The 25,928-nt window shown below is 48.1% G+C and carries 22 protein-coding genes; 19 read left to right on the top strand and 3 right to left on the bottom strand.

The genetic code is table 11. The features are described from left to right. Nucleotides 1–40 precede the first annotated feature (40 nt). The 13 genes from FDF36_RS04695 to FDF36_RS04640 all read left to right on the top strand — a co-directional run bounded on the left by FDF36_RS04695 (nucleotide 41) and on the right by FDF36_RS04640 (nucleotide 16,835). On the top strand, nucleotides 41–1,186 hold the full coding sequence (locus tag FDF36_RS04695; protein ID WP_220390524.1) for a fimbrillin family protein: 1,146 nt from the start codon (nucleotides 41–43) through the stop codon (nucleotides 1,184–1,186). Nucleotides 1,187–1,325: 139 nt separating this feature from the next. Continuing rightward, entirely contained in the window at nucleotides 1,326–2,390 is a 1,065-nt protein-coding gene (locus tag FDF36_RS04690; RefSeq protein ID WP_220390522.1) for a fimbrillin family protein, read from the top strand. Nucleotides 2,391–2,410: 20 nt separating this feature from the next. Continuing rightward, on the top strand, nucleotides 2,411–3,307 hold the full coding sequence (locus FDF36_RS04685; RefSeq protein ID WP_227559666.1) for a fimbrillin family protein: 897 nt from the start codon (nucleotides 2,411–2,413) through the stop codon (nucleotides 3,305–3,307). 68 nt (nucleotides 3,308–3,375) lie between these two features. Continuing rightward, nucleotides 3,376–4,191, top strand: coding sequence for a fimbrillin family protein (locus tag FDF36_RS04680; RefSeq protein WP_220390521.1), 816 nt, complete (start codon nucleotides 3,376–3,378; stop codon nucleotides 4,189–4,191). A gap of 13 nt (nucleotides 4,192–4,204) precedes the next feature. Further along, the gene (locus FDF36_RS04675) at nucleotides 4,205–5,221 is read left to right on the top strand and encodes a fimbrillin family protein (RefSeq protein ID WP_259281364.1); all 1,017 of its coding nucleotides are present in this window, start codon (nucleotides 4,205–4,207) and stop codon (nucleotides 5,219–5,221) included. Nucleotides 5,222–5,337: 116 nt separating this feature from the next. Next, nucleotides 5,338–6,339, top strand: a complete 1,002-nt coding sequence (locus FDF36_RS04670) for a fimbrillin family protein (protein WP_220390872.1) — start codon at nucleotides 5,338–5,340, stop codon at nucleotides 6,337–6,339. Between the two features lie 54 nt (nucleotides 6,340–6,393). Then, nucleotides 6,394–7,557, top strand: a complete 1,164-nt coding sequence (locus tag FDF36_RS04665; protein ID WP_005806977.1) for a DUF4906 domain-containing protein — start codon at nucleotides 6,394–6,396, stop codon at nucleotides 7,555–7,557. Between the two features lie 33 nt (nucleotides 7,558–7,590). Further along, on the top strand, nucleotides 7,591–10,059 hold the full coding sequence (locus FDF36_RS04660; RefSeq protein ID WP_259281362.1) for a DUF4906 domain-containing protein: 2,469 nt from the start codon (nucleotides 7,591–7,593) through the stop codon (nucleotides 10,057–10,059). 7 nt (nucleotides 10,060–10,066) lie between these two features. Beyond that, complete coding sequence (locus FDF36_RS04655) at nucleotides 10,067–10,390, top strand: hypothetical protein (protein WP_050550281.1); 324 nt, start codon at nucleotides 10,067–10,069, stop codon at nucleotides 10,388–10,390. 8 nt (nucleotides 10,391–10,398) lie between these two features. Beyond that, nucleotides 10,399–12,594 (top strand): DUF4906 domain-containing protein, encoded by a 2,196-nt coding sequence (locus tag FDF36_RS04650; RefSeq protein WP_220390519.1) that lies wholly within the window; start codon nucleotides 10,399–10,401, stop codon nucleotides 12,592–12,594. Nucleotides 12,595–12,689: 95 nt separating this feature from the next. Continuing rightward, nucleotides 12,690–14,261 (top strand): ATP-binding protein, encoded by a 1,572-nt coding sequence (locus FDF36_RS04645; RefSeq protein WP_217738159.1) that lies wholly within the window; start codon nucleotides 12,690–12,692, stop codon nucleotides 14,259–14,261. 140 nt (nucleotides 14,262–14,401) lie between these two features. Further along, nucleotides 14,402–14,611 carry a hypothetical protein gene (locus tag FDF36_RS21130; RefSeq protein WP_259281361.1) on the top strand — a complete coding sequence of 70 codons (210 nt, stop codon included), beginning with the start codon at nucleotides 14,402–14,404 and terminating at the stop codon, nucleotides 14,609–14,611. Further along, nucleotides 14,544–16,835: a fibrobacter succinogenes major paralogous domain-containing protein gene (locus tag FDF36_RS04640; RefSeq protein WP_259281360.1), complete on the top strand. Its 2,292-nt coding sequence runs from the start codon at nucleotides 14,544–14,546 to the stop codon at nucleotides 16,833–16,835. The genes FDF36_RS21130 and FDF36_RS04640 overlap by 68 nt, the downstream gene beginning before the upstream one ends. Before the next feature lie 127 nt (nucleotides 16,836–16,962). Here the strand turns inward: FDF36_RS04640 and FDF36_RS04635 are convergent, their stop codons facing one another. Together FDF36_RS04635 and kbl are read right to left on the bottom strand one after the other, a co-directional pair. Then, a complete protein-coding gene (locus FDF36_RS04635; RefSeq protein WP_165015911.1) occupies nucleotides 16,963–17,367 on the bottom strand; it encodes a DUF2721 domain-containing protein in 405 nt (134 codons plus the stop codon). Between the two features lie 47 nt (nucleotides 17,368–17,414). Continuing rightward, complete coding sequence (kbl, locus tag FDF36_RS04630; protein WP_032530449.1) at nucleotides 17,415–18,602, bottom strand: glycine C-acetyltransferase; 1,188 nt, start codon at nucleotides 18,600–18,602, stop codon at nucleotides 17,415–17,417. A gap of 136 nt (nucleotides 18,603–18,738) precedes the next feature. On the opposite strand from kbl, the gene FDF36_RS04625 reads away from it, so the two are divergent. From FDF36_RS04625 to FDF36_RS04605, 5 genes are all read left to right on the top strand, one after another. Continuing rightward, entirely contained in the window at nucleotides 18,739–19,692 is a 954-nt protein-coding gene (locus FDF36_RS04625) for an NAD-dependent epimerase/dehydratase family protein (RefSeq protein WP_005780013.1), read from the top strand. A 95-nt stretch (nucleotides 19,693–19,787) separates the two neighbouring features. Further along, nucleotides 19,788–20,642, top strand: a complete 855-nt coding sequence (locus FDF36_RS04620) for a DUF4348 domain-containing protein (protein ID WP_220390518.1) — start codon at nucleotides 19,788–19,790, stop codon at nucleotides 20,640–20,642. A gap of 18 nt (nucleotides 20,643–20,660) precedes the next feature. Next, nucleotides 20,661–21,659 carry a UDP-N-acetylmuramate dehydrogenase gene (gene murB, locus FDF36_RS04615; RefSeq protein WP_032535833.1) on the top strand — a complete coding sequence of 333 codons (999 nt, stop codon included), beginning with the start codon at nucleotides 20,661–20,663 and terminating at the stop codon, nucleotides 21,657–21,659. A gap of 1 nt (nucleotide 21,660) precedes the next feature. Next, the gene (locus tag FDF36_RS04610) at nucleotides 21,661–22,419 is read left to right on the top strand and encodes an MBL fold metallo-hydrolase (RefSeq protein ID WP_220390517.1); all 759 of its coding nucleotides are present in this window, start codon (nucleotides 21,661–21,663) and stop codon (nucleotides 22,417–22,419) included. Nucleotides 22,420–22,511: 92 nt separating this feature from the next. Next, nucleotides 22,512–24,149, top strand: coding sequence for a DUF3352 domain-containing protein (locus FDF36_RS04605; protein WP_220390516.1), 1,638 nt, complete (start codon nucleotides 22,512–22,514; stop codon nucleotides 24,147–24,149). A gap of 77 nt (nucleotides 24,150–24,226) precedes the next feature. On the opposite strand, the gene FDF36_RS04600 is transcribed toward FDF36_RS04605, so the two are convergent. Beyond that, nucleotides 24,227–24,601, bottom strand: a complete 375-nt coding sequence (locus tag FDF36_RS04600; RefSeq protein ID WP_010993159.1) for a DUF3127 domain-containing protein — start codon at nucleotides 24,599–24,601, stop codon at nucleotides 24,227–24,229. 152 nt (nucleotides 24,602–24,753) lie between these two features. On the opposite strand from FDF36_RS04600, the gene dnaN reads away from it, so the two are divergent. Further along, complete coding sequence (gene dnaN, locus FDF36_RS04595; RefSeq protein ID WP_220390515.1) at nucleotides 24,754–25,878, top strand: DNA polymerase III subunit beta; 1,125 nt, start codon at nucleotides 24,754–24,756, stop codon at nucleotides 25,876–25,878. Nucleotides 25,879–25,928: the final 50 nt, after the last annotated feature.

Raw genomic sequence — 25,928 nt, 5'->3', positions numbered from 1 at the left:
CAAAAGAAAAACGAATTATATATTAAAGGAAAAACGAAACATGATGAACCATAATATGAAAGTTCATTGGCTGCTTGCTCTTCCGGCAATGCTTCTTGCCGTAGGGTGCGGTGAGAGCGCATTGCCCGAAGAAGGGACGGACGAAGAGGAAAGAGTAGAATTGCAGGTGTCACCGCAGGTGGCACTGACACGCAGCGCGATACAAGGCACAGATGCGGCTACGGACGGAACTGCGATGGGAAGCATCGCGGTATACGCAAGCAACGCGACGACCAACAATGCGACGAATAATTACGGGCTTTATACCTATAGTGGCAGCAATTGGAGTAATAGTGGTACGGATAAGATTTATCTCTCGGCGGAAGAGGCGAACATTTATGCGCATTATCCGGCCTATAAACCGGGGACAGGCGGGGCGCTTGCGACATCCGGTGAAGCTTTGAAGGTGAACGGAAGCGGGCAGGTGACTGCTAATTCTACCGTGAATATCTCCGTATTTCCGGGGACAGAGTCTAATGAAAATTCAAAGATCACCGCTGCTGATAATGCTACCGGAGATGCGATTGTCACAGCTCCCGGAGAAGTGGACTATATGTATGCCGACCAAACAAGTACTCCGAAAGCCAGTTATAAAAAAGGTGTATCCGGTAAAGACGGAAAAGTCACTCTCTCCATGAAGCATGCCCTTGCCATGGTCAGTTTCCGGGTATATGCGGATCATACTTATAAGAATACCGGTGCGTTAACCAAGTTGGTGCTTGCTAACAAAAGCGGCACTATACTAAATAATGGTGGTACCAATCCTACAATGAAGATCTCGGACGGTACGATAACCCCGGGAAGCAATCCTGCGGCACTGACCTATACACGAGGTATCTCGAATTATATTTTGCAGAAAGCCTCGGCTGACACTGACGCTGCCAGAACCACAGCCCAGAACGCTTCGAAAAAAGTAAGTATCTTGGTGCTGCCCGAATCGACGCAGGACAAAACGAATGTAGAGGTCACCCTTAAGATTGACAATCAGGATTATGCGGTCAGTCTCGGTAATGCTGCGACGAATGCCTGGACAGCCGGAAACAATTACCTCTACACCGTCAAGCTCAGTGGTAAAGAACTCTCTATCACTAACGTGACCGTAACTAAGTGGAATGAAACACCCGGAGGTTCTTTAGATATACAATAAACAATAGTTATGAAATACATTCACCACAGAGGACGGAACGATCAACAATGAACGATCAGCGATCAATGATGAACAGTTGAGAACTGTAAAACTCTGTGAGACTCTGTGTCTCTCTGTGGTGAATTAAACCAAATAATAGATGAACCGACCATTTACCTTTTTGCTCCTTTGGAGCATAGCCCTGTTTTGCGGTGCCTGTTCCGGCGAAGACTTTTCTGTCATCGACGGAGACTGCGTCCCCTTGCGGCCCGGTATTCATGTCGGTGCTACCCTCGTCTCCAGCCGTACCCTTGTCAATGGTATCGGTACGGGTGCAGACCGGATCAATAGCATCGGCATCTACCTCGCAGCTCCGGACGGTAGTCTCTATCCCGGTAGCAGTGCCACGGGAGCCACCTTTACCAAAGGTTCCGGCAACAGTTGGAGCAGCACCCCGCCTACCTATGTCAGTCTCCGGACGGCAAGGCTCCATGCCTGGTCACCTGCCACCGTGACGTTGACGGCCGGTAGCGGAACCACTCTGCCCACACTTCCGGTAACTCTGCCTGAGGGGCAGACCTTTGACGGAGCCAATGACTACGGTTGTTCCGTCCATGACTATCTGTACGGTTCCGCCACTTCCACTCAGGGATCGGCTGAGCCCATCACTGCCAACAGCCAAAGTGCCACTCCTGCCATTTACTTGCAACATGCGTTGGCACAACTGGTGTTTCGCATCCAGAATGCGACTGACCGGCCTGCGGATGCGGTGTATGACTATGTAAAAAGCGTTCACCTGACCGCCGAGGGAGGCGCTACACCCTTTCTTACGGGCACTTCGGGCGCGATGGCTTTATCGGATGGGACGCTATCCGGATTGTCTGTAAGTGGTAAGCTAACCTTCACCCCTTCGGCAAACCCGCAGAAGATAGGAACCACCGGAGCTGTTACCGTGGCCTATGGACTGGTGGCGCCGAAAACGGCGGCAGCATCGTCTGCACGGGTCACTTTGACTTTGCGGCTGGGCGAAGCCGGTTTGGGTAACACCGCCACCGAACGTGAACTGACCCTTACGACCGATGTCTTCAATCAGGCATGGGATCGGGGAAACCAATACATATATACGTTGACGCTGGGTAAGCGGGGACTGACCTTGCAGGACGCGGCCATTCTGCCTTGGAATGCTGAGACTCCGGTGGACCAGGATATGAAGCCGATAGGATGATAATTTTTTAAATGATGTGTATGAAAGCAATTCAATTCTATATCGTGTGTCTGCTGCCGGTGCTGGCCGGATGTGCCGACGACACGGCGTTGCCCTCCGTACCGGAGGGAACTCCGCTGACGGTGACCGCCGAAATAGGTGTGCCGGATGCGGCGCAGACGGTGGCGCCCACCCGTGCCGTTGCCGCCGACAATGGTTACGACCGCAGCACTTTCGTTACTGCCGACCGCATCCGTATCATCCGTACGCGTGGTGGAAGTTCGTCCGCTCCGGTGGATTATACGCTTTCCGCCACAGGAGAGTGGACCCCTTCGGCAGCGGGCTCGGAATTGCTTTTTGAGTCGGGAGCTACCTATCAGGCTATGTATCCCGCCGATTACTCCGGCATTTATGCCGATCAACGAAACAAAACGGGAGGTGTGGACGGTGAGAACTACCGCAACAGTAACTTGCTCCGTACCAGTGCCGGGGTGACTTCCGGTGCAACCGGGGTGCTCTCCTTCACGGGAGGCGAGAATGCCTTTGTGCACCGCAACACCAAGTTGACCTTGACATTTGAGGGTAAGAATGCGTTGACACAACCCTTCGCATATATGACCGTGCAAGGTCAAGGGCTTTATAGCGGCGGAACCGCTGACGAAGATATCTACCTGTATCGTCCGGACGAGACGAAATACACCTGGCACGGCATCCTGTCACCGCTGACAGCCGAATCACCTACGCCGGAGCAGAAGAAGGTTACCGTTACGGTGACCGACTACAACGGAGTGAGCTATACCGCCAGCCTGACTTGCGAGCGGAAGGCGGGCAGCCATTACAGTTACACCCTTACGTTGCAAAACAACATCCTGATGCCCGTAGGAGAAGAGATCAAAGGATGGGAGAACGGAGAGTCGCATACGGGAAGTCTCACGTAACAATAAATTATGAACGAATAACCTCTGTGTGACCTTGTGTCACTCTGTGGTAAATTAAATGATGAACAATGAACGGTAAGAGAACGAATTGGATAGGAGGAGTATGGATTGCGCTGGCTCTGGCGGCGTGCGCCCAAGGGGATCCGTTGCCTGTTCCGTTGGAAGTATCGGCGGAAATAGGACAAGGAGAGACCCGTGCCGGGGACACGCACGCGACTGACTATGACAAACGGACGTTCGTCACCGGCGACCGGATAAAAATATCGAAATCCGGTGGTGCTGCCGAAAGTGCACTCTATCAGCGCAAAGCGGAGAGCAGCTGGGGACTGGCCGAAGGACAGACAGCGTTGACCACTACCGGATCAGAGTCTTTTGCGGCTTCCTTTCCGGAGGAATTCAGCGGTATCCTTGCCGATCAAAGCACGCCAACCAATTTCTGGAAAAGCAACCGGTTGACGGCGGCAGGAGTATTGAACGGAAATAAATGCAGCTTTACCTTTGCGCCGGCAGCGGCGAAGGTGACTGTGGTGGTGACTTATCAGTCGTCGCAGACACCTGAGAGCGCCTCTTTGTCCGGGACGGGGATTCGTACCGATGCAGGTACCTCGGAAACCATAACCCCGTATTGCGCCTCGGGAAGCACGACGGCTTCCGTCCGCCATACTTATGTGGCGATAGTCTGTCCCGGCTCGCGGCAGTTCACCATTAGGCTGAAAACGACGACGGAGGCGCAAAAGACTTATACCGACACGTCACCGTTTACGCTACAGGCGGGATATAACTACCAATATAACTTCACCGCCACCAACGAACTGATTCTGACGGGTGTCACCGTGGCGCCTTTCAGCGATGTGGCGGAAGAAAATGTGGGAAGCGCAACCTGAGAAAAGAAGAGAGATGAAACAGAAAGAATATAGACCGATGAAGAATAGGAAAGCCCATAAGGGCACGATGGGAGCCGTACTGCTACTCGCAGCCTTATTCACCTCGTGCGGGGCGGACGATCCGTTGCCTGCGGGCGGCCCTTTGCGGCTGACCGGGGTGGAAGTGGAAACCGGAGAGGGAAGTGCCGCCACCCGTGCGGCCGTCACCGCCGTCGAGGCGATCAGTGTATATGCCACTACTGAGGCTCACGTGGCTTATGGCAGCAATCCGTTTTCGGAGTATCGGCTGCAGAACAACTCCTGGAGCGCGGATGCTGCTCCGGTGATTACCGCCAATGCCCTTCTGTATGCCTGTCATCCTCCGGTGGCGGGAGTGACCCATCAGGCTGACGGCAACCACACTGTACCCGTATCGGTGATGACTACCGCCGGTGCCACCGATTTTCTGGCGACGGATCAGCCGGACTATCTCTATGGAGTATCTCCCGCTTCGGGGCTGGCACCGGTCACGGCCACTTCGGGTGCCCGGGCGGTCAGCTTCAGGATGAAGCACGCTTTGGCAAAGGTCAGCTTCCGGATTGTGAAGTCGGCTTCGGCGAATAAAGATAAGCTGGAGTTGGTGCAGATAGAGATACAGAGCGGAACCAGCCGTTTGCAGTCGGGTACGGGTACAATGAACCTGAAGACCGGTGTCCTCAATGGCCTGTCGTCCACCTCCCTGTTGACGCTTGCCGATGCGGCAAGGCCGGTCGTGCTGAAAGAGCAGCAGGCTACACCGAATGTGAGCTGCCTGACAGCCCCGATGACGGGAAAGGAAACTGTGCTTTCGTTCCGCCTGAAGGTTCGCATCAATGGTGAGTCGGCAGAAAACGCCCATGCGTTTGAGACGAAATCGGTAAGTGCCGAATGGAAAGCCGGTTACCACTACGTCTATCAGATCACGGTGGACAAGATGGGGGGCAGCTTGAGTTCGGTGAAGATAGATGACTGGAAGAGTGACGCGAACCAGAACACGAGTATTGGAATTTAAGTTTCACCACAGATTACACGGATTAACACAGATTATTTACTCTTCAATATCAACCAGGATAAATTATTAATCCGTGAGAAGTCTGTGTAATCTGTGGTGACAAAAATAGAACGATGATGAATAAGAGACTGAAATATTGGATAGGTTGTGGCCTTTGCTGCTTGGGGAGTCTTGGGCTGGCAGGGTGTTCGGGGGATGATATGCCCGGGGCGTCCGGTTCCGGCGGAGATGAAGGAGAGCCGGTGGCACTCAGTTTCCGGCTCTGCCGCTTGGTGGCAGGAGAGGCGTCGACGCGTGTGGACGGTGATCCGGCGGATATGGCGGACGGAAAGACATTCCAGGTTTACGCTTTTCCGGCCAATGCTTCCACAACAAAGACCCAACCGCTGGACGGTAAGACCTATACGGTGAAGAATGGAGTGGCCACGGGTGAACTCTATTTATATCGCGGGACGTACGATCTTTATCTGGTGTCGTATAACTCCTCGACCGAAGTACCGGAACTAAAGACGGACGGTACGATTCCGGTCGGGAACGGCAAAGACTTTATGTATACTACGCTGAAAGGGATCGTGGTACAACCCAACCAGATGGGAGAGAGCCACATGAGCGTGACGCTGCCCAATCCGTTTAAGAGAATGGGGGCACAGGTGCAGGTGAGGGTAAGAGCCAAAGACGGCTCACCGGTGCGTGTTGAAAAATTGAAAGCCAATAGGGTGACTATAACAGGACTGCCGCCTTCGCTGGCTTATACGCTGGGACAACCGGCATGGGGGACAGCTTCCGGTTATGAATCTTCATTCGCTTTTGAATCGTTTCAGGAACCGGCTGGTGGAAATCCGACTGCATGGCGTGAGAGCAGCAAAGAGGTATTGCTTCCCGTTGATGGTTCGACGTTGATAAAGTTCGATGTAGATCTGACAGTGGATTATTATGCGGATACCCCTTATGTCAGTTCGTTCCCTGCCGAGATACAGAAAGTGTTGTTGCCGGGAATGACTTATCAGTTCGACTTTACGTTGACGTTTTATGGTATTCTGAAACCAACCGATCTGACGCTGGCCGTGAAAGAATATAATACAATTACGCTGAATACCGATGATTTGGGAAAGGGATAGATACGCTTTTCCGGATCATCGTTTTGAAGAAACAGACAAAGTTATAATAGCAATATGGATGGAGTAAAAATAGGATTCAGGAATCTCTGGGGACAAGTGGCAATGGCATTGGTTCTATTGTCGTCGATGGGAGGCTGCACTGAGGAAGAGACTTCCGCCGGATCGCGAAACATGGTCTTCCGGTTGAGTTTGCCGGGAGTGTTGGAGGTGAACACACGGGGAGGAGGAACGCTGAACGAGGTGATGATTGATAATGTATGGGTAGTGCAATACAGTACGACTGGTGACGGCGGAACACAGCTGGTGGATGGAACATTTCTGAAAGCCCAGTATTTTGATAATTCAAAGCTGAGCATTCCGAAAGAGAACATGACCATTGAAGTTGCTACTTCGGACTTCTCGACAGCGGCAAGCCGGTTTTACGTGATAGCCAATGCTGGTTCCGACTTGTTTACGGAACAGACGGTTGCAGGTGGCAGCGGAATTGAAAAAGAATCGAAACTGAAAGCGGTCACTGTTGATTTTCAGAGTAGCAATCCTACTTTGCTGTCTTCCGGCCCGTTGACATCGGCCAGTGCCGAGGGTAAACTGGTGGTGGTAGCTCCGTTGCTTCGTGCATTCGCCAAGGTAAACGTGACATGGAGGCTTTCGTCCGATATAACTTCAACGGAGGGAGCAAACTATGGTGCAAAGGCGGCAATCACTGCTTTAAAAGTATATAACTTGCCTGAGAAGAGTGCGCTTTATGCACGTGGGGGTGGAGCATTGACAGCTCGGTATCCCGATCTGTCGTCGGTTAGCGGTTCAGTTGTGGAAATTAAATCTACGGATGGCACAAGTGTTTTTCCGGTGAACACAACCCGCAGTTTCCACATGGCTGAGAATCTTCGGGGTACAGGTACAGGGGGGAGTTTCGCTGAAAAGAACCTGACAGGAAAAGGACCGGGAGACGGTGGAGCGTTGACGGGATGCACGTATCTGGATTTGGAGGGAACTTATACTTATCCTGGTGCGACGGATGCAATCGGCATGAAATACCGTATTTATTTGGGAGGTAACTTAATGAATGACTATAATATCCAGCGGGGCTATCTTTATGATTTGACCGTCAACATCAGCGGAGCCAATAGTGCGGACGTAAGGGTGACCATCACGGATGGTAACGTGATCATGTTCGATGAAGTGGAAATCATCCCGAATGAAGTGAATTTTAGATAATACGAAGGAGGTAAGATGAAATACAGCAGTTGTATGAATAGGTTAGGATGTATGCTCACGGTAACGGCCCTGTTGATGGGGTTGACGTCTTGTGAGGAGCGGTTCAGTGAGTCTGTTCCGGCAGCCGGTGAAGGAAATCCGGTAGAAGTATCTCTTTCTTTCGGTTTTGCCGACGAGGAGGATGGATACGCGCTTTCGGTGCCCGCCGATACGCGTGCCGGAGAGGATGGAGAGGGCGGAGCGTTCAGCGCACGCCTGCTGCCTGCGGCGAAGACCCGGACCGGGGAAGTCACCCGTCCGGACGCGCTTTACCAGTTCCACCTGATGCAGTATAACCAGAGCGGTAATCTGATGGGAAGCGTACAATATAAGGAGACGGTCCCAATCGGAGCGAATTTCTCTACCGCTCCCACTTCCCTCACCTTGCAGCAAGCCACGGATTGCCAGTTGGTGGTGATAGTCCGCGGGCAAGGGAATACGACACCTGCCATTAGCGGTAACCTTGCCAATGTGCAGAAACAGATGATGGATACTACACTCTTCAAACATACCATTCCGGCCGGCGGACTTACGCAAGCCGATATCAACAAAATGCCCTATATACTTCATCTGCCTCACGTCAACGTGACGGCCGACGGCAAACTTCAGAGTCCGGATGGCAACTATGATACCCGCTTGCTGCTCAAACGGCTGGCTGCCAGGCTGAAAGTGACCTGGACGGTGGATGATAAAAACCTCACCCAAAAGGGGTATGTGCTGAAAGAGGTAAAACTCTGCCAGGTGCCGGCTGCCTTCCGTCTGCTTCCTGCGAAGACAGACACGAAGTGGGGGAAAACCTATCCGGACGAAATGGTGGAGTATGTCGATTATTATCGCCTGACGAATGCCGCTGATCTGGCGGGGGGAGAGAAAACCGTATGGATACCCGCCAATGTGCGGGGCACTTCGGCCAAGGCTACCTCTGCCTATTATCGTACGAAAGAGAATGCGCCTACCGCCGCTTCGTACATGGAGTTAGTGGTGGACAACGTAGAGAAGAAGGAGCGCCTCTACTACCGTGCTTATTTGGGCGGACGGGAGTCGACGGACTTCAACCTTTACGAGAATAAGGATTATAACTGGGATGTGCATATCACATCGACTAATTATCAGGCCGACAGACGCATCCAACTGTTAGATCAGAGTCCGGTGCTAAGCACCAACCTGGTGGAGACCTCCAACTGCTTCATGATGAAGCCCGGTACGAATATCTGTTTTAATCCGTATAAGCACGAAGCGGGGATGAATGGTTATAATGTTCCGTTGAGTGGTTGGAATACACATCTGACGGATGGTGCGACGCTGGCCGATAACAAAAAAATAACGGATGTTAAGTTGATCTGGCAAACCAAGGATGATGCTACGTCGGGCGATTTGGTGGTGGGGTATGCCATCAGTAGAGACGATCATTCAAATCTGGCGCGTATCACCGACGGAGGTGATCTGCAAAAAGCCCGTATCCACGTTAAAGTGCCGGTGAGCAAAGGGGGGAATGCCTTGATTGCTGCCTATTCCGGCAGTACGATTGTATGGAGCTGGCACCTTTGGATAACCGATTATGTGCCGCAGGGGATTACTTCCTCTGTCACTTATGCCCAGGCACAGCAGTTGACTCAGAACGGGAGTGTACATCAGTATGCTACTGATGCTTTCAAAGGTGGGGGAACGCATGTTGGGAAAGTGATTATGGACCGGAACCTGTGCGCGACTGCCGGAGGATTTCCCGGTGAGAATGCTTCATTGCTGGAATTTGCAAAGCGGATAGGCTATCTGTACTATTGGGGGCGCAAGGACCCGTTCTTGGGGTCGATAGACGGAACAGCGAATGAACTCAACGTTATTTATGATGGAGAAGGACGAGGGGTAAAACTGGGAAAGGTCGCTTATTCCAATATTACATTAGTAAATGGCAATACGCTGCAATATGTGATTGAGCATCCTGATCATATTATAACAGGTTCGAGCAGCGATCAGGACAATGGCAAGTGCTCTTGGTATAGTTTGAATGAAACTACCGCGGAGTATCAGTATTTGTATAATAACTCTAAAACTCTTTATGACCCTTGTCCGGCAGGATGGAAGACTCCCTATCAAACAGTGTACAAGGGCTGGAACACGGGGCAGGGGTATTGGTTTAATGCGAATGGAGCATTTGTGCAAAATGGTAGTGTACACGAGCGGGGTGGACGTCTGTATAATGTATCCGGTGGAAGTGGTGTGCCCTCTCCCCGTACGGAAGATAATACAGCCTGGTTCCCGGTCACGGCATACCGGTCTTTTGCCAATGGAAATTTGATATTTAATGGAAGTGCCGCCGGATACGAAGGAACGAATACGATAGCAAAGACTGGCAATAACTACCGGATATATTATACAAAAATATCGGAAACAAGTTTGAGTGCCCCGGATAATGCTTGGGGACTTATCGGTGAACCTTATCCGTTTCGATGTGTACAAGAATAATAATGATATGAAACAGACTTGGAAGAATAAATGGTTAATGCTCTTGGGAGGAGTGATCCTTCTGGGAGGGTTGAGTGGATGTGAGGACCGGACGGAAGAGGCGGTGGTTCCTCCGGCGGATAGTGAAGAGGTGACGGTATCGATGGTCTTCGGCTTTGCCGAAGATTCAAGTGATAATGATCCTCAACGGCTCGCCTCAACGGCTCGCCTCAACGGCTCGCCTCAACGGCTCGCCTCAACGGCTCGCCTCAACGGCTCGCCTCAACGGCTCGCCTCAACGGCTCGCCTCAACGGCTCGCCGTTGAAAGCAGCAAAGCTGCTTTTGATGTAACGCAGGCAGTGAACGCGGTTACTCGTAGTGTCATGGACGTTCCCGATAAGCTGTATAACCTGGAGATACTCCAATACGATGCAAGCGGGACCTATAAGACTGGTAAAAACTATGGTGATATAACCCTCGGCACCCATCTGGATGTGACGCTGAATGTGATGAATGACTGCCAATTGCTGGTGGTGGCACGTGGAAATGGGGGTGCGGTAGGAAGTTTAATTAATAAGAATTTGGATAATGTAAAGAGTATGGACGTTAAGTCTTCAGTAATCAATAAAATCGATCTTTCGACGGCAAACGCTATCAACGCTATGCCTTATGTGCTCCATCTGGAACACGTAAACGTGGTGACGGGCACCGACGGTAAGGCTGTCATTCAGAGTCCGGAGGGCAGTTATGATACCCGCCTGTTGCTGAAACGCCTGGCTGCACGGCTGACGGTGAGCTGGAACTACAACGTGAGCGGATATGAACTGAAACAACTCCTGTTGCAGAGCGTCCCGTTAAACTATGCGGTTATCCCTACCCCCGATAGTGAGGGAAATTATCCTTCTATTCTGGATCAGTTTCATACAGTAGAGATCGATATGAGTAAAGGCAGTTCTTATTCTTGCTGGATCCCGGCCAATGTACGTGGCGAATCTCCTGCTGCAAACTCCGATTTGCAGCGCACGAAAGCGAACGCGCCGAAGGGAAGCTCTTTTCTGAACTTTGTAGCCGTGAATGCAACGGATCCCAAAAAGAAACTGGACTATCGTGTGTACATCGGCGGGAAAACATCCTCGGATTTCAGCCTGAACAATAATACGGAGTACAGCTATGTGGTGAACTTTGGTCATACCGATATCCCGACGAATGACAAACGGGTGACCTACATCGATCCTGTACCCGCTTCGGAGAATAATGAAAACTTTGTGCCGACGGCCAATTGCTTTATGGTGGCCCCTGGTACGGGTTTCTGCTTTGACCCGCTGGCCTATCAGAGTGACGGAGCAGAGACAACGAATGAAACCTTGAAGGACTGGTGCCAAGGGGGGGGCATCGTTAGGGTGAAGCTTCTCTGGCAGACCAAAGAGGATGGAGACATCGGTGAGCCGGTGATGGGTATCGTAACTTCGGAGAATGACCATACGAACATCGTGGATTTGAAACGGACAGATGGAACCAATCCGGTGTCGTATCCGGTGAAGGGTAAAGGGGAAGCTCGTGTTTATTGCCGTGTGGCTCCGGGCACAACGGGCGGCAGCGGTGTGATTGCAGCTTATGATAATAATGGTAAAATACTTTGGAGCTGGCATGTATGGGTGACGGACTATCATCCGGACGCTACGGGTAATGTGGATGTGCAGAAACCGTCGACTAAAAGAAAACTGAAGTTTACGTATGGCAACCATCCAGAGCAGCGTCCGATGATGGACCGGGATTTGGGAGCTATGGCAGGGTATGTAAAGGCTCCCATTTTGGATGTAGAGAGGTTTAAAGCGCATGGATTTCAATATCAGTGGGGAAGAAAGGACCCGTACCCGAGCAGTTATTCTAACAGACCGATTATAACTGTAAAATTACCGCAAAAAATAACGGAACCGATAGTGGGTATCATGAGTTTATATCAGCCAGACGGGGTGACGTTTTTACCATTTAATCCGTCATACAACGGACAAGCCAGTTATCGGACGGCATATCAGAATCCTTTGACTGCCTATAAACCGACGACAAGCCAGTATTGGTTCACGAGTGAGGTCACCAATTCGATATCCGGTGCCTGGTCTGCTACCGTTAAAACTGTGCATGATCCGTGTCCGGCCGGATGGCGGGTAGCGAAGGCGGAGGAGTATTACTCTTTGTTCAGTGATAAGGATTATAGCGGGACGTTGCCGAGCTATTCGACTAATAATATGAATATGAGTAATTATAATATGCAAGGGGACGATAAAGGTTTTGTATTGCGATATGATAAGACAGATCAGTCGAAGGTCACTTATTTCCGATTGTGTGGATATTATGGTGACGGAGAGTTTATTCAAATAGGTTATTTCGATTTTATGTGGTGCTGTAATTGTGCTAAAATTGGTAATACTTATCAGGCGAGGCATTTACAGTTGGTTTCTACATCCTCTAGTCAACGGAGAGGTATCAATGGAATTAATAATGGAGGGACTTTGAGTGCGATGCTTCCTTTGCGCTGCATACAGGAAAGGGACTGACAGAAGAATCAATTTTGCTCTTTGACATACTGGAATAACGGAAAACAATTAGTATCTTTGTGTGTAGTAGCAATGATATAAAAAACAGAGGCGATATGGATATATGTAATACGATGTCCCGTAAACTTCCGATTGGGATACAGAGCTTTGAGAAGCTTCGTACCGGAGGGTATCTCTATGTAGATAAAACAGAACTGGTTTACCGGCTGGCGAAGGCGGGGATCCCCTGTTTCCTGAGCCGTCCCCGGAGGTTTGGCAAGAGCTTGTTGCTCTCTACGCTGGAAGCTTACTTTTTGGGAAAGAAAGACTTGTTCAAGGGGCTTGCCATTGAGCGGTTGGAGCAGGATTGGCTTGTGTATCCGGTGTTGCACCTGGATCTCAATGCAGAGAAATATGACAGTAACGAGCGCTTGGCCAATCTGCTCGAAAGCCAGCTTGAAGCGTGGGAGGCGGAATACGGGGTAACAGAGATTAACCGAAGTTACTCGATTCGTTTTATGACCGTCATCCGCCGTGCCTATGAACAGACAGGCAGGCGTGTAGTGGTGCTGGTAGACGAATATGACAAGCCGATGCTTCGCTCGTTTGATAATCCGGAATTGCAACGTGACTTTCGTGAGACGTTGACAGCTTTCTACACTGTGCTAAAGAGTGCCGATGCTTATTTGCAGTTGGTCTTTATCACGGGAGTGACCAAGTTTGCTCAAATGGGTATTTTCAGTAATCTGAACCAATTGCAGGACATCAGTCTGCATCCGGCATATACTACTTTGTGTGGTATGACCCGTGCGGAAATAGAAGCCGTTTTTGCTCCGGAACTTCAATCTCTTGCCCGAGGCAACGGATTGACGTATGAAGAGACAATGGATAAGCTTGGGCGGCAATATGACGGTTATCATTTTAATTATCGTAACTGGGAAGGTATGTTCAATCCTTTCAGTGTACTGAATACTTTTTCGACCGGTCTGTTTGAGAACGCTTGGTTTGCGAGTGGTACTCCTACGTTTCTGGCTGAAATGTTGCGTAAGACGGACTTTGACCTGCGTGACCTGGATGGTATTGAAGTGAGCTCGGCTTCATTGAGTGACGACTGTGCCGATATACATAATCCGGTTCCGATGATTTATCAGAGTGGTTATCTTACCATCAAGAAGTATGATCCGCAATTCGGGCTGTATACGCTTGGCTTCCCCAACGAAGAGGTGAAGTATGGCTTCCTTAACTTTGTGGCTCCTTTTTATACTCCGGTGGCTTCTACGGATACTGCTTTTTATATAGGTAAGTTTGTCCGGGAGCTGACAAGTGGTGATGTGGAGGCTTTTCTTGAACGTCTGCGTTGCTTTTTTGCTGATTTCCCTTATGAGTTGAATACAAAGACGGAACGTCATTATCAGGTGGTATTTTATCTTGTATTCAAGCTGATGGGACAATTTACGGAGGCAGAGGTTCGTTCTGCCCGGGGGCGTGCGGATGCTGTGGTGAAAACAGCTGATTATACATATGTTTTTGAATTCAAACTGGACGGCAGTGCCGAGGCGGCTTTACAGCAGATTGAGGAAAAAGGGTATTCGTTCCCTTACGGGGCTGATGGCAGGAAACTGGTAAAGGTTGGCGTTTCGTTCGATGCGGAACAGCGTAATTTAGGGGAATGGCTGATAGTTAAGTAGGCAGGGCTGACAGGACAATATAGTTTTCCGTCCCGCTTTGTGTATCTGGAGATGCACAAGGCGGGACGGACTGTTTTCCGGGGTTTCGGGATTAGACAGTAATTTAAAAATAATGATATGAAACAGAGACTGAAAAACAAATGGTGGATGCTGTTGGGACAATGGTACTGAACGGCGGATTGAGCGGATGTGAGGACCGGACGGAAGAGCCCGTGGTTCCTCCGGCGGATGGTGAAGAGGTGACGGTATCGATGGTCTTCGGCTTTGCCGAAGATTCAAGTGATGATGAAGCCTCAACGGCTCGCCTCAACGGCTCGCCTCAACGGCTCGCCTCAACGGCTCGCCGTTGAAAGCAGCAAAGCTGCTTTTGATGTGAAACGGCCATCAAAGGCGGTGACTCGTGCTTCGACAGACGTACCCGACCAGTTATATAATCTGGAAATCTACCAGTATGATGGGCAAACAAAAGCCCGTTTGAATGGAGGAGCATACGGTGATGTAAAGATCGGTCAGAGTTTTAACGTGACATTAACTCCTAAGAATGGCTGTCAATTGCTGTTAGTGGCGCGGGGTAATGGAAATGCCATAGCTACGCTGAGTAATAACAAATCTTTATCGGATGTGCAGGCGATGGAGGTAGATGCGTCAGTGATCAATGCGATTGATCCTTCGAATAGTGAAGATATGAAGAAGATGCCTTATGTACTTCATCTGGAGCATGTGAATGTGGCGCAAGTAGATGATAAGTATGTGATTCAGAGTCCGGAGAGGAGCTATGATACCCGTTTGCTGCTGAAGCGTCTGGCTGCCCGGCTCACCGTGGAGTGGACATATGCTGTGAGCGGATATACTTTGAAACAACTGTTGCTCCAAAGTGTCCCGTTGAACTATGCGGTTATCCCTACCCCCGATAGTGAGGGAAATTATCCTTCTATCCTAGATCAGTTTACTACTTTGCAGATAAAAAATGTGGCACAAAGCGGAAGTTACTCTTGCTGGGTACCGGCCAATATGCGCGGAGAGAAACCGGCAGCGAACTCTGAAACCCAACGGACAAAAGAGAATGCTCCTAAAGGAAGTTCTTTCTTTAACTTTGTCGCGGTGAGCGATCAGGATGCAAAAGTTAAACTGGACTATCGTGTTTATATCGGCGGGAGGCAGTCGACGAATTTCGACATTAAGAGTAATGCAAATTATGATTATACGGTGAACTTTGCACATAGCGGTATCCCGACAAGTGATAAACGGGTGACCTATATCAACCCTGTACCCGCTTCGGAAAATAATGAAAACTTTGTGCCTACGGCCAATTGCTTTATGGTATCCGCCGGAGGTGGCTTCTGCTTTGATCCGCTGGCATACCAACAGAATGGAGATCCGGATAAAACGAACGATGTATTGAAAGGTTGGTGTGAGGCTTCCGGAGGAATCACTTCGATGAAACTGCTCTGGCAGACCAAAGAGGATGGAGACATCGGTGAGCCGGTAATGGGAATCGTAACTTCGGAGGATGACCATACGAACATCGTGGATTTGAAACGGACAGATGGAACCGATCCGACGTTATATCCGGTGAAGAATAAAGGGGAAGCCCGTGTTTATTGCCGTGTGGCTCCGGGCACTACCGGTGGTAGCGGGGTGATTGCCGCTTATGGTGCGGATGGTAAGATACTCTGGAGCTGGCATGTGTGGGTGACGGACTACCGCCCGGACGCGACAGGTGATGCGGATGTGCAAGAGCCATTGACTAAAAGAAAACTGAAATTTACGTATGGCAATCATGGAAACCAGTTACCGATGATGGATCGTAATCTGGGGGCTATGGCCGGATATGCCGGCGTGCCGCCGTCGGATGTGGAGAAGTTTAAGACACATGGATTCCATTATCAATGGGGAAGGAAAGATCCGTATCCGAGCAGTTATTCGAATAAGCCGATCACGAAAGTGGATCTTCCTTCTCCGATTGCAAAACCGATTGTGGGAATATTAAGCTTATATAAGCCGGATGGAGTCACTTTTCTGCCTTTTGATCCGGCTGTAAATGCTCAGGCGACTTACCGGACGGCTTACCAGAATCCGTTGAACATATATAAAAAGACAAATGTCCTGAGTTGGATTGATAATTTCGAGAATAATTCTACCTACAAAAATATCTGGAATGCTCCGAAGACGGTTCATGATCCGTGTCCTGCCGGATGGCGTGTGGCGCAGATTGAAAACTACCTTTCGTTATTTAAGAATGTAAGCCAATCGGCCGGTAAAGGGGATTTTCTTGCAAATGTGAAGAACCCGGCAAGCTTAAAGGCAGATGGAGGGATGATACTGACTTATGATACGGATGGGCGGCAGAGTACCTATATACGGTTTACGGGATACTATTTTCTGAACCAAGAGTTTCAATATATTGGAGAGAGTGCGCTTATCTGGTGTGGGAATACGTTAAGTGGCAGTGGGGGTAGTACTGTGAAATATTTTCAGGTTAGGGTGACTCCGACAGACAAAGGTAGTATTGTGTATGGTGGACATGAACGTGAAGCGATTCCCCTGCGTTGCATTCAGGAGCGGGCTGACTGACCGGTATGGATTGATAAAGTTATAAACGATCTGTTGTTTTGTTTGTGAAAGTTCCGCTTGCTTCCGGTGGGGAGGAGCGGAACTTTATTTATGTGGCTCCTATGGGCGTGGTGTGGAAAAGTAATTTTTAATGTTTTAGTTTTCCTTCCATTGTGCTCAAGTAGATGTCCAAGGCACGAGTCGATATCTGTATCTCACGGAGAGAAACGCCTAAAGAGGCGATTAACAGAAGCAGTGCAAATCCGAAAATATAGATGGAAAGCAGGAACAACCCGATGTAGATAAGAAACATGGTAACTACGCAGAAGAATAGGCTGGCAATGCCGAACACCTGCATCATGCGGGTCAGGTTGAGGCGTTTGCGCAGATTCTCAATTTGAGCTACATTGATATCAGAGGGATCTTCCATATAACGGTCGCGAAGAATGCGTACCAATTGGGCATACGAGAGAAAACGGTTGGTGTATGCCAAAAGAATAAGTGAAACGGCTGAAAATAGCAGCGCGGGTGTCGTGAGTGTAAGTTCTTCCATTGTTATCATACTTTTATATACAATAACAATGGAAGAGAAATAAAGGTTTACTTCAATACACCTAATTCTTTACCTACTTTGATGAATGCAGCGATACATTTATCGAGGTGTTCTTTCTCGTGACCGGCTGAAATCTGTACACGAATACGTGCCTGGTCTTTCGGAACTACCGGATAGTAGAAACCTGTTACATAAATACCTTCTTCCTGCATGCGGGCTGCATAAATTTGTGACAGTTTGGCATCGTACAGCATCACGGCACAGATAGCACTCTGAGTCGGTTTGATGTCAAATCCGGCTGCAGTCATCTTGTCGCGGAAGTAGTTTACGTTTTCTACCAGTTTGTCATGGATTTCGTTGCTTTCTTTCAGCATCTTGAATACTTCGAGGCTGGCACCGATAATACCTGGAGCAAGTGAGTTTGAGAACAGGTACGGACGGCTGCGCTGGCGAAGCAGGTCGATGATCTCTTTGCGGCCGGTTGTGAATCCGCCCAAAGCACCACCAAAGGCTTTACCCAGAGTTCCGGTGTAGATATCTACACGTCCGTAAGTGTTGTACTGTTCGCTTACTCCATGACCGGTTGCACCAACTACACCGGCAGAGTGAGATTCGTCTACCATCACCAGGGCATCGTACTTCTCGGCCAGATCACAGATTTTGTCCATTGGAGCTACATTACCGTCCATTGAGAATACGCCGTCGGTAACGATAATGCGGAAACGCTGGGCTTGTGCTTCCTGCAGGCAACGTTCCAGGTCGGCCATGTCTGCATTGGCATAACGATAGCGTTTTGCCTTGCAAAGACGTACTCCGTCGATGATAGAAGCGTGGTTCAGTGAGTCGGAGATGATGGCATCTTCGTCGGTGAACAACGGTTCGAACACACCGCCGTTGGCATCAAAGCAAGCTGCGTACAAAATAGTGTCTTCGGTTTTGAAATAGTCTGAAATTGCGGCTTCCAGCTCCTTATGTATATCTTGAGTTCCGCAGATGAAACGTACAGAAGACATACCGTATCCACGACGGTCCATCATCTTCTTTGCACCTTCGATCAGGCGGGGATGGTTAGACAATCCAAGGTAGTTGTTGGCACAGAAATTCAGTACTTCCTTGCCTTTAACAGTGATAGCAGCTTGTTGTGCACTTTCGATTAAGCGTTCCTCTTTGTAGAGGCCTGCTTCTTTAATTTCAGCAATCGTGTTGCTGAGGTGTTCTTTCATTTTACCGTACATAGTGTTTGGGGTTTTAGTTTCTTTTGCAAAGGACACAATTTTTCTTGGAATAAACAACATATATTTGGTATAAAAATGAAAAAAAAGTGCTTACTTTGCGCACCATTTAGCTTAATACACCTTATTAGTAAAGATAATGAAAAATATTTTGGTAATTGGAGCAACCGGCCAGATTGGTTCGGAGCTCACGATGGAACTACGTAAACGCTACGGAAACACACATGTAGTAGCAGGTTATATTCACGGGGCAGAGCCCAAAGGGGAATTGAAAGAATCCGGTCCGTCGGCGGTAGTCGATGTAACAGATCAGGAGATGATCGCCTCTGTAGTGAAGGAGTATAATATCGACACAATCTACAACCTGGCAGCCCTGCTGTCTGTTGTGGCCGAATCGAAGCCCAAACTGGCTTGGAAAATCGGTATCGACGGATTATGGAATGTACTCGAAGTGGCCCGCGAAAACAAATGCGCCGTGTTTACTCCGAGTTCGATCGGTTCGTTTGGCGAAAGCACACCTCACGTGCAGACACCGCAGGATACCATTCAGCGTCCGCGCACTATGTATGGTATCAGCAAGGTAACCACGGAGTTGCTGAGCGACTATTATTTTAATAAGTATGGCGTAGATACACGTGCCGTGCGTTTCCCGGGAATCATTTCGAATGTGACACCTCCGGGAGGTGGTACGACTGACTACGCAGTAGACATCTACTACTCTGCCGTAAAAGGAGAGAAGTTTATCTGTCCGATTCCGGAAGGAACACTGATGGATATGATGTATATGCCGGATGCGCTGAACGCAGCTATCTCGCTGATGGAAGCTGATCCGACGAAACTGGTACACCGTAATGCTTTCAACATCGCTTCTATGAGCTTTGCACCCGAAACAATTTATGCTGCCATCAAGAAACATGTTCCTGACTTTGAAATGGAATATAAGGTAGACCCGCTGAAACAGCGCATCGCCAACAGCTGGCCTGACAGTATGGATGATTCTTGTGCCCGCGAAGAGTGGGGCTGGAAACCGGCTTACGATTTGGAGAGTATGACAGTAGATATGCTTGAAAAACTAAGAGCTAAATTAAAATAATGTGATGATATAGGCCCATGTGTCCGCCGGAATAATGAAAGGATTTTGAAAACCGGTTGGCACATGGGAATATCGACACATTGCTAATTATTAAAATGAAAACAATAATGGCGGGAGTCGCCGTCCTGGTGTTGTTAGCCGCATGTGGAAACAACAAAAAGACTGACGCTGACCCCTTTGCATCTATTACACATCTGGTAGATTCGGCTATGGTGAACAAAGCCGACTCCATTGATAAAGAGAAGGCTTCGGACGAACCTAAACCGATTGAAGCTGACGAATCGTTTGACGACTTTATCTATAGCTTTGCTTCTGATGACGCTCTGCAAAGGCAGCGCGTAGTGTTTCCGTTGCCCTACTACAACGGAGAACGAGCTTCAAAAATTGATAAGAAGTACTGGAAGCACGATGACTTGTTTACTAAACAGAGTTATTATACCTTGCTCTTCGACCGGGAAGAGGACATGGACATGGTAGGGGATACTTCACTCACTTCCGTTCAGGTGGAATGGATTTTCATCAAGAAACGAATGGTGAAGAAATATTATTTTGAAAGAATTAAAGGGGCGTGGATGCTTGAAGCAATCAATCTGCGTCCGATTGAGAAAAGCGAGAACGAGGATTTCGTCGAATTCTATGGGCACTTTGCAACAGACAGTATCTTCCAGAGTCACCGAATCCGGCAGCCGCTTGCGTTTGTTACCACCGATCCGGATGATGATTTCTCAATACTCGAAACTACACTTGACTTGAACCAATGGTTTGCCTTTAAGCCGGTATTGCCTACTGATAAGCTTTCGAATATTAATTACGGACAGCAGAATGATGACAATACTTCACACAAGATATTGGCATTGAAAGGTATTGGCAACGGGTTCTCCAATATCCTCTATTTCCAGCGCAAAGACAGTGGATGGGAACTGTATAAGTTTGAGGATACAAGTATTTAGTGATTGCTTTTTATGATTATGGAACAAAAATACTCTCTTTTATCACATAACACTTTTGGCATCGATGTGTCCGCAGCTCGTTTTTTGGAGTACGCTTCAGTGGATGAATTGCATCGGTTGATTGATTCAGGACAAGTGACTTCTCCTTATTTGCACATTGGGGGAGGCAGTAACCTGCTGTTTACTAAAGATTACGAAGGTACTGTTTTACACTCGCGTATCGAAGGAGTAGAGGTGGTGGACGAAACGGATGATGATATTGTCGTTCGTGTAGGTGCAGGTGTAGTCTGGGACGACTTTGTGGATTATTGCGTGAAGCATAATTGGTACGGTGCGGAAAACCTCTCCCTGATTCCCGGAGAAGTGGGAGCCAGTGCGGTGCAGAATATCGGGGCTTATGGGGTTGAGGTAAAAGATCTGATTGTGCGGGTGGAAACCTTGAACATTGAGGGGAAAGAACGTGTTTATGATATTTCAGAGTGTGGATATTCCTATCGGGACAGTATCTTTAAGCGCCCTGCAAATAAGAGTGTTTTTGTCACTTATGTCAGCTTTAAGTTAAGTAAGAAGGAATATTATACGTTGGATTACGGTACTATCCGCCGGGAATTGGAGAAGTATCCTACGGTGACATTGGAGACCGTGCGCCGGGTGATTATCGCCATCCGTGAGGAGAAATTGCCGGATCCCCGGGTGATGGGTAATGCGGGAAGTTTCTTTATGAATCCGATTGTGTCCCGCATCAAATTTGAAGCGTTGCAAGAAGAGTATCCACATATGCCTTTTTACGAAATCGATGCCGACCGGATAAAGATTCCTGCCGGTTGGATGATTGATCAGTGTGGCTGGAAAGGTAAAGCTTTGGGACCGGCAGCGGTACATGATAAGCAAGCGCTGGTGCTGGTGAATCGCGGAGGAGCCAGAGGAGCGGATGTTATAGCACTTTCGGATGCAGTACGCGCCTCGGTTAGAGAGAAATTTGGAATAGATATTCATCCGGAGGTGAATTTTATCTGAAATGAAAATAAGAATACTTGGTAGCGGGACTTCTACCGGAGTGCCCGAGATTGGATGCACTTGTGCGGTTTGCACTTCAAAAGATCCGAAAGATCATCGTCTTCGTACCTCGGCGTTGGTGCAGACCGGGGATGCTACTTTATTGCTGGACTGCGGTCCGGATTTCAGGGAACAGATGTTACATGTCCCGTTTGGTAAGATTGATGCAGTATTGATTTCCCACGAACATTACGACCATGTGGGAGGATTGGACGACTTACGCCCTTTCTGTCGTTTCGGAGAAGTGCCTATTTATGCCGAAATGTATACGGCTGAGCGTTTGCGTAGCCGGATGCCTTATTGCTTTGTGGAACATACTTATCCGGGAGTTCCGAATATTCCTTTGCGTGAGATTGAACCCAATCGTCCGTTTCTTGTTAATCATATCGAAGTGTTGCCCTTGAGGGTAATGCACGGCAAACTGCCCATTCTGGGATATCGGATCGGTAAGTTCGGATATATTACTGATATGCTGACCATGCCTGATGAATCGTTTGAGCAGTTGCAAGGGGTAGATGTGCTGGTGATGAATGCATTGCGCATAGCACCACATAATACCCATCAGAGCCTGTCTGAAGCATTGGAGGCTGTAAAACGTATCGGAGCGAAGGAAACCTGGCTGATTCACATGAGTCACCATATCGGACTTCAGGAAGATGCGGAAAAACTACTTCCTCCACATGTGCATTTTGCATTCGACGGGCTTGAAATAGAATGTTAGTGATTAATGCTTAATAATTCTTTCTTTAAGTATGTTTTGTTTTATTTGGAGAATTTATTATTTTTGCACTGAGCCGATAAACAACAAATGCCATGAAACTCCGTACGATAGTGAAAATAGCCGTAATCTCGTCTGTTGTACTACTGTGTACAGGCTTTGCTATGTTTTCTTTTTTCAGATTATCGGCGGTTGAGGGGCGTAAAGACTTTAATCTTTATACGCTTGTTCCGCGCTCGGCCACTGTGGTTCTCGAAACGGATGATCTTGCCGGGATGATACAGAGTATCAATGAACTGAGCTGTAGCAAAGATCAGCATTTCCTTTATATTTCCAAATTATTTTCTTATTTGAAACTCCATCTTTATACATTGTTGGAAGATACGCCTCACGGGTTGAGTAAACAGATGAATAAGGTGTTGCTGAGCTTTCATGAACCGGATAATGATCGTAACCAAGTGTTGTATTGCAGTTTGGGAAACGGTGATTATGAGTTGGTGGAGAAATTTATACGTAAATACTGTTCAAGCAGTTTCCCATCAAAACTGTTTGATTATAAGGGGGAGGAGATACGTATCTATCCGATGCCGGATGATAGCTTTTTAGCTTGTTATTTCACTTCCGATTTTTTGGCGGTGAGCTATCAGAAGAAGCTGATAGAACAAGTGATCGATGCCCGTTTGTCAAAAAAGTCTTTACTGACCGACAGTTCTTTTGTAAAAGTGCATGAAGACAAGCGTGCCCGTGTAGCGGCTACTATTTATGCTCGTATGCAACCCCTGAGTATGGGCAAGGCTACCGACGGGATTCGTTCGTGTACGCAATTGGGGGGATGGACCGAATTTGATATGAAAATGAACGGGGATGCCATTTACTTCTCCGGTATCAGCCATGATACGGATACTTGTCTGACATTTATGAATGTGCTACGTCAGCAGCAGCCTATAGAAGATTTTCCGGGAGATATCCTGCCGGTTTCTACTTTCTTCTTCAATAAACGATCGGTAACCGATATGCAGGCTATGCTTGATTTCACTGCCAGACAGGAGTATACAACATCAACCTATTCCGATTATATCAAGGATCGGGATGGAGAGTTGCTTGCATATCTCAAGGAAAATGCCGGAGGTGAACTTGTGACCTGTCTGTTTCATTCGGCAGATACACTTGCGCATCCTTGTGCTGTGATGAGCATTCCCTTGAAGGATGTTCAGCAGGCTGAGCGGGTGTTGCAAGGAATGCTTCGCATTGCTCCGAAAGAAGTGGATGGGCCTCCGAAACCACGTACTACTTTCTGTAAAACTCCTTTGAGAGCTTATACGCTTTACGTGCTGCCTCGTAATACCTTGTTTACACAATTAACTGGGATAACAGAATCAGCTCTGTATATTTATGCTTGTTTTTATGAGGGGAGGCTGGTGCTGGCTCCAGATGTGGAAAGCCTTACCGCATATCTCCGTTATTTAGATAAAAAAGAAATTCTGGATGATGTTCCCGAATATGAGGAAGCAGTAGTCAATCTTTCTCCGTCATACAACTTTATGATGGTTGCTGATTTGGGAGAGACTTTTTCTCAGCCGGAGAATTATGTGAGACTGATACCGGCTTTTTTCTTTCGCAATCAAGAGTTTTTCCGTCATTTTATTCTCTCTGCACAATTTACTTGTACGGATGGAATCGTATATCCGAATGTGGTATTGATTTACAAAGGTGAGGCTGATAGTGTTTCTTGATTTCGTAAAGAACATAAAACCCCGAAAGATGCTGAAGAACTTTCGGGGTTTTATGTCTTTTACTGAAGCTTGTTTGCTTAGAAAGGCAGATCGTCTTTTGCATCACCGGCAATAAATTCGGGTGCCGAAGAGGGTGCCGGAGGAGGAACCGGAGCTCCAGGAGCCATGGGCGCACCTGCACTTACGCGTTCTACTTTCCATGCGCGGATACTGTTGAACCAGCGATCCTGCCATTGACGTGCATCGATATCGAATGACACGGTCAACTCTTCACCCATCTGGATGTTGAATTGTTCTATTTTGTCTGCTCCGAAAATGTCGAAACACATTTTCTTAGGATATTGGTCATGATTTTCGATTACATACTCTTGGGCCTTCCATTCGTTGCCGCTGGTTTTAGAAACTCCACCTCTGGGCTGGAGTATAGCGATAATTTTTCCTGTAAATTCCATTGCGATAATTTTAAATTGTGCGGCGAAGTTACAATTTTTTAGGGATATCCGACGAATATTCCCCTGTTTTTTCTTCTCTTTTATTGTGCTGCCTCGATCTTTTTTGTAACTTTGTGCTTTGCAAAAATATAAAATTTAAAATCACAGATTATATGAAATTTATCGTTTCAAGTACTGCACTTTTCAGCCATTTACAGGCTGTTAGCCGTGTGATAAACTCAAAAAATGCACTGCCTATTTTAGATTGTTTTCTCTTTCAGTTGGAGGACGGAACACTGTCTGTGACTGTCTCTGATAGTGAAACTACGATGGTAACCTCGGTTGAGGTGAACGAGAGTGATTCTAACGGAAAATTTGCTGTAGCTGCAAAAACATTGCTCGATGCATTGAAGGAGATACCGGAACAACCGTTGACATTCGATATCAAACCGGATACTTATGAAATTACGGTACAGTACCAGAATGGTAAATATAGCCTGATGGGACAGAATGCCGATGAATTCCCGCAATCGGCTACACTTGGCGATAATGCAGTCCGTGTAGAGATGGAAGCACAGATTCTGCTGGGAGGCATTAACCGTTCGGTATTTGCTACGGCTGATGATGAACTTCGTCCGGTGATGAACGGTATCTACTTTGACATTACGACGGAAGACATTACGATGGTGGCTTCGGACGGACACAAGTTGGTGCGTTGCAAAACATTGGCTGCGCGCGGAAACGAACGTGCCGCGTTTATTTTACCCAAAAAACCGGCGACTCTGTTGAAGAACCTTTTGCCTAAGGAATCGGGTATGGTAGTGATCGAGTTTGACGAACGCAACGCTGTCTTCACTCTTGAAAGTTATCGTATGGTATGCCGTCTGATTGAAGGACGCTACCCTAATTATAATTCAGTGATTCCACAAAATAATCCGCACAAAGTGACGGTAGACCGTATGCAACTGATGGGCGCCTTGCGTCGTGTATCTATTTTTTCTTCGCAGGCAAGCAGCCTTATAAAACTCCGCATGCAGGAAAACCAGATCGTGGTTTCGGCTCAGGATATTGACTTCTCTACCTCTGCGGAGGAAACACAGGTATGTCAATATGCCGGCGCAGCCATGAGCATCGGTTTTAAATCTACTTTCCTAATTGATATCCTGAATAATATCTCGGCAGAGGAAGTGATCATCGAATTGGCTGATCCGTCAAGAGCTGGTGTCATTATCCCAGTAGAACAGGAAGAAAATGAAGACTTGCTGATGTTGCTGATGCCGATGATGCTGAACGATTAATCGCGGAACAGAAATAAAATCGGATTCATTACAGAGGACACAAAGATCAC

This window comes from Bacteroides fragilis, from assembly GCF_019583405.1.
GTDB lineage: Bacteria > Bacteroidota > Bacteroidia > Bacteroidales > Bacteroidaceae > Bacteroides > Bacteroides fragilis_B.
This window is presented reverse-complemented; position numbering and strand designations above follow the sequence as displayed.